The 10,001-nt window shown below is 65.7% G+C and carries 9 protein-coding genes and 1 pseudogene; 7 read left to right on the forward strand and 3 right to left on the reverse strand.

Annotated features, from left to right (window positions below):
- The first annotated feature begins 41 nt into the window (after window positions 1-41).
- Window positions 42-1,205: an acyl-CoA dehydrogenase family protein gene (locus C7450_RS04640; RefSeq protein ID WP_110373263.1), complete on the forward strand. Its 1,164-nt coding sequence runs from the start codon at window positions 42-44 to the stop codon at window positions 1,203-1,205.
- Between the two features lie 54 nt (window positions 1,206-1,259).
- Entirely contained in the window at window positions 1,260-1,571 is a 312-nt protein-coding gene (locus tag C7450_RS04645) for a putative quinol monooxygenase (protein WP_110373157.1), read from the forward strand.
- Here C7450_RS04645 and C7450_RS04650 read toward each other — a convergent pair.
- The 3 genes from C7450_RS04650 to C7450_RS04660 form a co-directional block, all read right to left on the reverse strand.
- Window positions 1,568-2,746, reverse strand: coding sequence for an epoxide hydrolase family protein (locus tag C7450_RS04650; RefSeq protein WP_110373158.1), 1,179 nt, complete (start codon window positions 2,744-2,746; stop codon window positions 1,568-1,570). The two genes, C7450_RS04645 and C7450_RS04650, sit on opposite strands and share 4 nt — an antisense overlap.
- Window positions 2,747-2,830: 84 nt before the next feature.
- A complete protein-coding gene (locus C7450_RS04655) occupies window positions 2,831-4,072 on the reverse strand; it encodes an ABC transporter substrate-binding protein (RefSeq protein ID WP_110373159.1) in 1,242 nt (413 codons plus the stop codon).
- Window positions 4,073-4,316: 244 nt separating this feature from the next.
- On the reverse strand, window positions 4,317-5,237 hold the full coding sequence (locus C7450_RS04660; RefSeq protein ID WP_110373160.1) for a LysR family transcriptional regulator: 921 nt from the start codon (window positions 5,235-5,237) through the stop codon (window positions 4,317-4,319).
- Window positions 5,238-5,393: 156 nt separating this feature from the next.
- On the opposite strand from C7450_RS04660, the gene C7450_RS04665 reads away from it, so the two are divergent.
- The 5 genes and pseudogenes from C7450_RS04665 to C7450_RS04685 form a co-directional block, all read left to right on the forward strand.
- Window positions 5,394-6,539 carry an isobutyryl-CoA dehydrogenase gene (locus C7450_RS04665; protein ID WP_110373161.1) on the forward strand — a complete coding sequence of 382 codons (1,146 nt, stop codon included), beginning with the start codon at window positions 5,394-5,396 and terminating at the stop codon, window positions 6,537-6,539.
- A complete protein-coding gene (locus C7450_RS04670; RefSeq protein ID WP_110373162.1) occupies window positions 6,536-7,612 on the forward strand; it encodes an enoyl-CoA hydratase/isomerase family protein in 1,077 nt (358 codons plus the stop codon). Before C7450_RS04665 ends, C7450_RS04670 begins: the two co-directional genes overlap by 4 nt.
- 143 nt (window positions 7,613-7,755) lie before the next feature.
- Window positions 7,756-8,658: a 3-hydroxyisobutyrate dehydrogenase gene (gene mmsB, locus C7450_RS04675; RefSeq protein WP_110373264.1), complete on the forward strand. Its 903-nt coding sequence runs from the start codon at window positions 7,756-7,758 to the stop codon at window positions 8,656-8,658.
- A 1-nt stretch (window position 8,659) separates the two neighbouring features.
- Window positions 8,660-9,433: an enoyl-CoA hydratase gene (locus C7450_RS04680; RefSeq protein ID WP_110373163.1), complete on the forward strand. Its 774-nt coding sequence runs from the start codon at window positions 8,660-8,662 to the stop codon at window positions 9,431-9,433.
- A 476-nt stretch (window positions 9,434-9,909) separates the two neighbouring features.
- A pseudogene (locus C7450_RS04685) lies at window positions 9,910-10,001 on the forward strand (electron transfer flavoprotein subunit beta/FixA family protein); the annotation flags it as partial.

A 10,001-nucleotide genomic window follows, 5' to 3' on the forward strand; every position in this document is an offset into this window, starting at 1 on the left:
AAGCCCCATCGCCGCAACGGCATGCAACAGGAATGGAAGCCATGGATTTCGACCTTACCGAAGAGCAGCGCGCCTTCCGGGACATGGTCCGCCGCTGGGTCGAGGCGGAGGCGCCCAAGAGCTGGGCGCGCGAACTCGAGAAGAACGAGCACGACTACCCCTTCGCACTCTGGGACAAGATGGCCGCGGCGGGCTTTCACGGCATCGGCATCGACGAGGCCTATGGCGGCCAGGGCGGCGACGTCACCATGCAGTGCATCTTCGCCCGCGAGGTGGCGCGCACGCTCGGCGGCCTGCTGTGGGCATGGGGCCTGACGTCCTTCGCCGGCGCCAAGTCGATCGGCCTCTACGGTTCGCCGGCCCAGAAGCAGAAGTTCCTGCCGGCCATCGCCGAAGGCCGCTGCCGCGTGTCGATCAGCTTCACCGAGCCCGGCGGCGGCACCGACGTGCTCGGCACCCTGAAGACGACGGCGGAACGTGTCGATGGCGGCTGGGTCATCAGTGGCGAGAAGATCTGGTCCACGGCCGCCCATGTCGCCGACTACCTGCTGGTCCTTGTCCGCACCGACAAGAACGTCGAGAAGCGCCACCACGGCCTGTCGCTGTTCTTCGTGCCGGCCAGGTCCAAGGGCATCACCATCACCTCCCTGCCCAAGCTCGGCATGCGCGGCATCGCTTCCTGCACGGTGCATTACGACCAGGTCTTCGTGCCCGACGACCTCGTGCTCGGCGAGCCCGGCCGCGCCTGGTACATGCTGCTGCCGACGCTCAACAACGAGCGGATCCTTGTCGGTGCGCAATGCCTCGGCGCCATCGACGGCGTGCTCGAGGACGCGGTGGCCTATGCCAAGGACCGCCATGCCTTCGGCAAGCCGATCGGCCAGTTCCAGGCGATCCAGCATTATATCGCCGACATTGCCACCGCCCGGCAGCAGACCGAGTTGCTGATGTTCTACTGCGCCTGGCTGCAGTCGCGTGGTGAGGACTGCGGCATCCAGGCCAACATGCTGAAGATGGTGGCCTCGGAGAATGCCGTGCACGCCGCCGATCTCGGCATCCAGATCCTCGGCGGCATGGGCTACTCGGCCGAGACCGACATGCAGCGCTACTGGCGCGACCACCGCATCCTGCGCATCGCGCCGATCAGCAACGAGATGGTGCGCAATTCCATCGCCGAGAGCCTGGGTCTGCCGCGCTCCTACTGAGGCCTCGCGTCCGGCGACGGCACCTCACAGGCCCATCCGAGACGCGGAGCGACCATGATCGTCATCCACGCCCGTTTCGCCGTGGCGCCGGCAGCGCACGCCGCCTTCACCAGCGCGATGGCGCAGGCGGCGACGCTGGCGCGGGCCGAGCCCGGCTGCGTCGCCTACCAGTTCTCCGTCGATCTCGACGATCCCGGCGCCTTCTTCCTGCTGGAGCTGTGGGAAAGCGAGGCGGCCCTCGAAGCCCACATGCAGACGCCCCATCTCCGGGATTTCCTGCGGCTCGTCCGTCGGGTCGCGGCGATCACCTCGCGGGTCTACGAAGGCCCGCTGCGGAGATATCGCATCCGCATTCCCGAACTCTAGGAAAGACCGGCGCGCAACGGCCGAAAGAAGGCGCGGATGTCCTTCGCCAAGGCATCAGGGCATTCGAGCGCCGCGAAATGCCCGCCCTTCGCCATCGGCGTCCAGCGGCGCAGATCCGTGAAGGCCTGCTCGGCCAGTGAACGCGGCGGATGCAGGTTCTCGGCGGGGAAAGCCGCATAGGCGGTGGGAACGGATACACGCCCGCCCGGCACGGGCCATGGCGCATGCAAACGTTCGTAGTAGGGCCAAAACGACGATCCAATGGCGCCGGAAAACCAGTAGAGGCTGATGTTGGCGAGCAGCGTATCAAGGTCGAACACGACGTCCGGTGCCGCCTGGCCGCCCGACCAGGCGTAGAACTTCTCCAGGATCCAGGCGGCGAGGCCGGCCGGGGAATCCGTCAGGCCATAGGCCAGCGTCTGCGGCCGTGTGCCCTGCATCCACAGATAGCCCGTCTCCTCCCGGCGCCAGCGCGCATAGGCTCTGAGGAAGGCCGCCTCCTCCGGAGTGCCGCCCGCCCCTGCGATGATCTCGCGTGGCAGGAGCAGGAGATTGAGATGGATGCCGATGAGCCGATCGGGCACGGCGGCAGCCAGCGTCGTGGTGATCAGCGAACCCCAGTCGCCCCCCTGCGCGGCGAAGCGGGAATAGCCGAGCACGTCTGTCATCAGCCGCGCGAAGCAATCAGCCATGGCGGCGATCCCGAACCGCGGCTGCCCCGGCTCGAACGAGAGGCCGTAACCCGGCAGCGACGGCGCCACCACTGTAAAGGCGTCTTCGGCCGCACCGCCGAAACGTGCAGGGTCTGTCAGCCGCGGGATGAGGTCGATGAACTCGAACAGCGAACCCGGCCAGCCATGCGACAGCAGCAGCGGACAGGGCCGCGGACCACACCCCGGGACGTGGACAAAATGCAGGTCAATGCCATCCATGCGGACCTTGCCGTTCGGCATGGCGTTGAGGCGCGCCTCCTGGGCGCGCCAGTCGAACTCGTCGCGCCAATAGGCAAGGACGGGCCGGAGCCAGCCAAGACTCGTGCCGTGGGTCCAGCCGCTGCCCGGCGCCTCATCAGGCAGGCGGGTTCTCTGCAACCGATGCCGGAGATCGGCGAGGGCGGAATCGGGCACGGAAAGGCTGAATGGCCGCACCTCGTGTCTGTTCTCAGTGGCCGCCATCGCCTCACCTTCAAGCTATACTTGTCCATTGCCGCGGCCGGCGGGCGGCATGGGGCCAAAGGCAGCCGCGCCAAAAGCGGCGCCTCACAGCTTGAGCGCAACGCCCGGGGTCGGCGGCTCGACGATTTCCGCGCCAGGCACCTCGACGCTGGCCTTGAAGGTGAAGCCATCGGCGGTCGGCACGGATCCGGCGAGGTTCACGGGCCCGATCTGCTGGTGGTCTTCCTTGCGGAAGCGGATCTTGCCCTTGGCCGTCTCCACTTCCACAGTCTCCAGGGCCTGGATGACGGCATTGGTCTCGGTGCTGTTGGCGGCCTGGATCGCGGCGGCGTAGCAGAGCACCGCGCCGTGCGCCGGGCCGATCAGGCTGGAGGGATACGGATCATTCTTCGTCCGCACCTTCACCTCCGCGACCAGATCCTGGTGCACCTTATTGGCGTTCGGGTTGCCGAAGTACCAATGCAGGTTCGACCAGAGTTCGGTCGGCCCATCCTTGCCGAGCACGACCGGCAGGTCGAGCTCGCCGCTGCCGTCGCAGACCACCTTGATCTTGTCGCTCAGTCCAAGGGTCTTGGCCTGTTTCCAAAGGGTGATCATGTCGGCGCCGTAGGTCAGGTTGAACACACCTTGCGCCGGCGTCCGCATCATGCGGAAGATCTGCGTCTTGTAGTCGGTCGTGCCGAATTTTGAAGCGATGACGTCGGTCAGAACCACGTCTTTCTTGGCGTATTTCGGGTAGAATTCCCGAAGCGCCGACGAAAACTGCTTCCAGGAATCATGGCCGACCGAAATGTCGGAGATGAAGCCGCCCCAGGTCGTAACGTCAGGGAAGCGCTCGGCCATCACCCGGGCCAGCGAACGACAGCGCATGTAGTTGTTGTCGGACAGGCGGAAGAAGTTCCGGTTGAAGATTTCGTGCGTGAGCCCGTCGAGCGGTGCGCTGGCCGTCATCTGCACCAGGTTGAGCGACTGGATCACCTGGATGACCGCGATGTTCTGGGCGCTCAACGCTGCGCCGATGACGAGGTTGACACCGGACGACGACAGCTCGCGCGCATTGGCCACCGCCTGGTTCGGATCGCCCTTGTCGTCGCGGATCACAAGTTCGAGCGGCCGGCCGAGAATCCCGCCCGCGGCATTGATCTGGTCCCGGGCGATTTCGACGCCGATCTTCTGCCGGTTGCCGACGAGCTCGGCGTTACCGCTCAACGGCATCAGAACGCCGATGCGGATAGGCTCGGCCGCGCGGGCGCCGTGCCGGCCTAACAGGGCCACTCCTGTCGTCGCTGTGGCTGTCGCGATGACTGTCCTTCGGCTGAGCTTCATGATGTCCTCCCCGTTCCGGAGACATTCGCACCGGTTTCACAGAGGATTGGAAACGGCACGTCGCGTGGCCCCTATCGAACGATAGGCTGTGCGCCGGAACGACGCGCGGATTCCGACAGAAGCGCCGGTTCGATAGCGGCATCGCGGCAGCCGGACCGGCCGTCGACCACCCGATCCCGCCCGAGAGATCCCCCCGAGAGATCCCCTCGAGAGATCCCCTCGAGAGATCCCCCCCGAGCGACGCTCACGCCGCGGCCGGTGGGTTGAACAGGGCTTGGGAACGGGCAATTTCGGCGGCGATGAAGCTTCCCACTTCGTTGATATGGCGCACTTTCCGGTTGTCCTCATGGATATGCATGTAGAACGAGCGCGTCAGCGCGATGCGTTCGGGAAGCACAGGTATGAGATCTGGAAAATCCGCGGTCATGAAGGTCGGCATGATGCACAGGCCGCTCCCCGCAAGTGTCGCATAAAGCTGCGCCAGCAGGTTCGTGCTGCGGATGCGCGGCGTGATCGTGGCGCGTACGGCGCTCAGGTAGTTGAGCTCCGGCGCGAACAGCAGATCCTCGATGTAGCTCACGAAGGGATGGTGCTTGAGATCATCGACCACGCGGATGGGCGGGCTGTCCTGGAGATAGGCGCGTGTCCCGTAGACATGCAGGCGGTAGTCGGTGAGACGTCGCGACACCACCCGCATCTGCCGTGGCATCGACAGGCTGATCGCGATATCGGCCTCGCGCTTCGAGAGGGAGAAGAGACGCGCCGTCGCCATCAGTTCGATCGCCAGGCGCGGATGGCGCTCAGTCAGGGTCTTCAGCCGCGGCGCGAGGAAGATTGCGCCGAGGCCGTCGGGCGCGCCGATGCGCACGACGCCGGCGACCGATTGGCTTTCAAGCCCCGCCATGGATCGCGCCGCGAGATAGGCGCTCTCCATGTCCTCCGCGGCGCCCACCAGCCGCTGTCCGGCTGCCGTCAACTCGTAGCCGGTGTTGCTCTTGTGGAAAAGGGTTTCGCCGAGTTCACGTTCGAGAGCGCGAATGCGTCGTGAGACCGTCGTGTGTTCCGTCCCGACCTGTGCGGCCGCCGCCGACACCGTGCCGGTGCGCGCGACGGCTAGGAAATGGCGCAGGTCGTCCCAACCCGGCTGCGGCTTGCGTGCGTCCACGGCTTGTCCCTATTGTCACGGCTTGTCCTTGTTGTGCAAAATTGCACGATCGGTGTGAAAATAGCAGCATTTGCTCCTTTGAAAATGCTGATAACGTCGCGGTAAGGGGATCGCGGCGCTTCCGCCACGCGCCAGCGTTCGGACGGGAGGCGCTGCATGGATTTCGGACTGAGCGAGGAGCAGGCGGCGATCGGCGCGATGGCGGCCCGCTTCGCCAGCGAGCAATTGGCTCCGCACGCGCTTGAGTGGGATGAACGCAAACATTTTCCCGTGGAGACCCTGCGGCAAGCCGCGGCACTCGGCTTCGCGGGCATCTATGTGCGCGAGGAAGTCGGTGGATCCGGTCTCACGCGGCTGGACGCGGCTGTGATTTTCGAGGCGCTCGCCACGGGCTGTCCGACGATCGCCGCCTATATCTCCATCCATAACATGTGCGCGTGGATGATCGACGCTTTCGGCGACGAAGGCCAGCGCCAGCGCTTCCTGCCCGATCTCACGTCGATGGCGACGCTGGCGAGCTATTGTCTCACGGAGCCCGGCGCCGGCTCGGACGCGTCTGCCTTGAGAACGCGCGCTACACGCGACGGCGACCACTATGTGCTCGATGGGCAGAAGCAGTTCATTTCGGGGGCCGGCGTCAGCGGCGTCTATGTGGTGATGGCGCGCACGGGCGGGGAGGGGCCGCGCGGGATCTCGGCGCTGATCGTCCCCGGCGATGCGCCCGGCCTGTCCTTCGGCGCCAACGAACGGAAGATGGGATGGAACGCCCAGCCCACCCGCACGGTCGTGTTCGAAGGCGTGCGCGTACCCGTCGCCAACCGGCTCGGCGCCGAGGGGGACGGCTTTCGCATCGCAATGGCGGGTCTTGATGGCGGGCGCCTCAATATTGCCGCCTGCTCACTTGGTGGCGCCCAGGCAGCGCTGGACAAGACGCTGGTCTATCTGCGCGACCGCCACGCCTTCGGCCAGGCGCTGGCCGCATTCCAGGCGCTGCAATTCCGCGTCGCCGACATGGCGACGGAATTGGAGGTTGCCCGCACCTTCCTCTGGCGCGCCGCATCGACGCTGGATGCCAAGTCGCCGGATGCCACGAAGCTGTGCGCCATGGCCAAGCGTTTCGTCACCGACGCCGCATTCGAGGTTGCCAACCGTGCGCTTCAACTGCATGGCGGCTACGGTTACCTTGCGGAGTACGGCCTTGAGAAAATCGTGCGTGACCTGCGGGTTCATCAGATTCTCGAAGGAACGAACGAGATCATGCAAGTCATCATTGCCCGCTCCGTTCTTGGTGCCCGCCCATGACCGACAGGCATGACCCATCGTCCGAAGTCATCGTCGAGCGACAGGGCGCGTTGGGCCGTATCCGGCTCAACCGGCCCAAAGCCTTGAACAGCCTGACGTTGCCGATGGTGCGCAGGATCGCGGCGGCGCTCGACGCATTCGAGGCGGATGCGGCCGTTGCCGCCGTGCTCATCACCGGCGAGGGAGAGCGCGGCCTGTGTGCCGGCGGCGACATTCGCGCCCTGGCGGAGAGTGTGCGTCATGGCGACGACCACGCCGCCACGTTCTGGCGGGAGGAATACCGTCTCAACGCGCGGATCTCCCATTTTCCGAAACCCTACATCGCCCTGATGGACGGCATCACAATGGGCGGCGGCGTCGGGCTTTCGGCGCATGGCAGGCACCGCATCGTCACCGAACGCAGCCGGGTGGCCATGCCCGAGACCGGCATCGGCTTCCTGCCCGATGTCGGCGGTACGTGGCTGCTGTCGCGGCAAGCAAATGAGGTGGGCACCTATCTGGCGCTGACCGGCGAAGCTGTCGGCGCCTCGGACGCGATCTTCGCCGGCCTTGCCGACATCTTCATGCCCTATGAGGACCATCCGCGTCTCGTCTCGGCGCTCGCGGACCTGCCCGCGGGTGCGGGCGGCGCCGCGGTCGGGGAGGTCGTCGCCGGCTTCGCACGCAGCGTCGCGGCGACGCCGCTGCAGGCCCATCTCGCCACCGTCGCGGCCGCGCTGGGGGCCGGCGATGTGCGCGCAATCCTCGCGGCCCTTGCCGATGATGGCTCGTCTTTCGCGACGGCCACCCGCGAGACGATCACTGAAAAATCGCCGACGAGCCTCGTGCTGACGCTCCGATTGCTGCGGCTCGGGCGCGCCAGCGCGTTCCTGGAGATCTGCCTGGAGCGAGAATTCGCGGCCGCGGTCGCCATGACGCGCGGGCCTGATTTCTACGAGGGCGTGCGGGCCGCGGTCATCGACAAGGATCGCAACCCGCACTGGTCGCCGGCCAGCTTGGACGAGGTTGATTCCGGTGCCATCGAGGGCTTCCTGGCCCCGGCTCCCGAGCCCGTGTTCGGGCGCGGTGCATAAAGCCCGCGTCGCTGCCGCCCGTACGATCTGGAGGCGCTCGATCCCGGGACCCGCACGACATGTCCCGGCGTAACGAAACAGAATGGCTCACGGGCGGCCGCCGGGAGGCTTGCGGCCACCCCGATGGAGAGGAGACGGATATCATGACCGGCGAGACGATCGCATTCATCGGCCTCGGCAATATGGGTGGGCCGATGGCGGCCAATTTGCGGGCTGCCGGCCATCCTGTGCGCGGCTTCGACCTTGTGGCGGAGGCCTGCGAGGCGGCCGCCCAGGCGGGCGTTGTCATCGCGGCTTCGGCCGCCGAGGCCGTCGTTGGCGCATCCATCGTCATCACCATGCTGCCGGCAGGCCGGCATGTGATCGCGGTCTGGTCGGAACTGGTCACGGTGGTGGCGCCTGGCGCCCTGCTGATCGACTGCTCGACCATCGACGTCGACAGCGCGCGCAAGGCGCATGCCCTGGCGGCCGCGCAGGGCCATGCCTCCCTCGACGCGCCGGTATCGGGCGGCATCGGCGGCGCCAAGGCCGGAACGCTCACCTTCATGGTGGGGGGCGCGGCGGACAGCTTCGCGCGCGGCGAGGCCATCCTTGCGCGCATGGGCCGGAATATCTTCCATTGCGGCGACGCCGGCGCGGGGCAGGTCGCCAAGATCTGCAACAACATGATCCTCGGCATCTCGATGATCGGCGTCAGCGAGGCCTTCGTGCTGGGCGAGAAGCTCGGGCTGTCGCGGCAGGCCCTGTTCGATGTCGCCTCCGTGTCATCCGGCCAATGCTGGTCGCTGACCACCTATTGTCCGGTACCCGGTCCGGTGCCGGCTTCGCCGGCCAACAACGACTACAAGCCCGGCTTCGCCGCGGCCCTGATGCTGAAGGATCTGCGGCTGGCGCAGGAAGCCGCGAATTCCGCCGGCGTCAGCACGCCGCTCGGCGCAGAAGCCGCTCAACTCTACAGCCTGTTCGCTGGGCTCGGATCGGCCGGTGAGGATTTCTCGGCCATCATCAAGATGCTGCGTGGCCATTCGGAAAAGGGAGCCGCCTGACATGGGCTACGAGACCATCATCACAGCGCAGCACGGCCGTGTCCTGCTCATCACGCTCAACCGGCCGAAGGCGCTGAATGCGCTCAATAGCCAGCTGGCCGCGGAACTGATCGATGCCGTGCGCGCAGCCGATCGCGACCCGGGCATCGGCTGCCTGGTGCTGACCGGATCGGAGCGCGCCTTCGCGGCCGGCGCCGATATCAAGGAAATGCAGAACCAGTCATACGACGCGATGTACGCCGCCGATTGGTTCGCGCAGTGGGAGCGCTTCGCGGCGACGCGCAAACCGGTGATCGCGGCGGTCGCCGGCTACGCCCTCGGTGGCGGTTGCGAACTCGCCATGATGTGCGACTTCATTCTCGCGGCCGAGAACGCGCAGTTCGGGCAGCCGGAGATCAAGCTCGGCGTTATGCCGGGCATGGGCGGCAGCCAGCGGCTGACCCGCGTTGTCGGCAAGGCGAAAGCCATGGAGATGTGCCTTACCGGTCGCATGATGGATGCCGCGGAGGCCGAGCGCAGCGGGCTTGTCGCCCGTATTGTCCCGGCGGCGGAGCTCGTCGCCGAGGCGCTCAAGACCGCCGAGACCATCGCCGACATGGCCCTGCCGATCGCCATGATGACGAAGGAGACCGTGAACCGCGCCTATGAGACCACGCTGGCCGAGGGCATCCGTTTCGAGCGGCGTGTGTTTCACGCGATGTTCTCCACCGCCGAGCAGAAGGAGGGCATGGCCGCCTTCGTTGAAAAGCGCCCTGCGCAGTTCCGCCGCGATTAACAGGCTGACCGCTGCATGAGATACGGTCGATACGATCGATCGCGCAAAGGTTGCGAGACAACGCCGTCCGCACCGAGCGAATCTCTATCCATCGATAGGATCGTTCGCGCTCAGAATGAAATAGGCCATTCACGGGCAGGGATCTGTGATGAGCCGGAACGGCGCTGCTTGCCGACAATCGGACGTCATAGAGACAAGACGGTTTTTGATGGATTGTTGTCCGCCTGTATCAGTCTGCTGGCGCAGGAGACTGGCTGCGGTTTGCCGCCTGCCAAGCATATGTGAGCTATCCGTTGGATAGACTCAGTGAGGCTTTCGCATATGGCGTCGGAAGATAATACCTCCTGCTGCTCTACGCCGTAATTCATGATCCTGCAGTTGCGCTGTCCGATCTATTGTCAATGCCGTCTTCTTTGACGTTCAGAGCTGCAGCATAGAGGCGATAGACGCCGAGAGGAAAGGGAGCATTGGCTTCGATGAAGATCCTTGTGCCAGTGAAGCGAGTTGTCGACTACAACGTGAAGATCCGGGTGAAGGCTGATGGATCTGGCGTTGACCTGGCGAATGT

It is taken from the genome of Chelatococcus asaccharovorans, from assembly GCF_003201475.1.
GTDB lineage: Bacteria > Pseudomonadota > Alphaproteobacteria > Rhizobiales > Beijerinckiaceae > Chelatococcus > Chelatococcus asaccharovorans.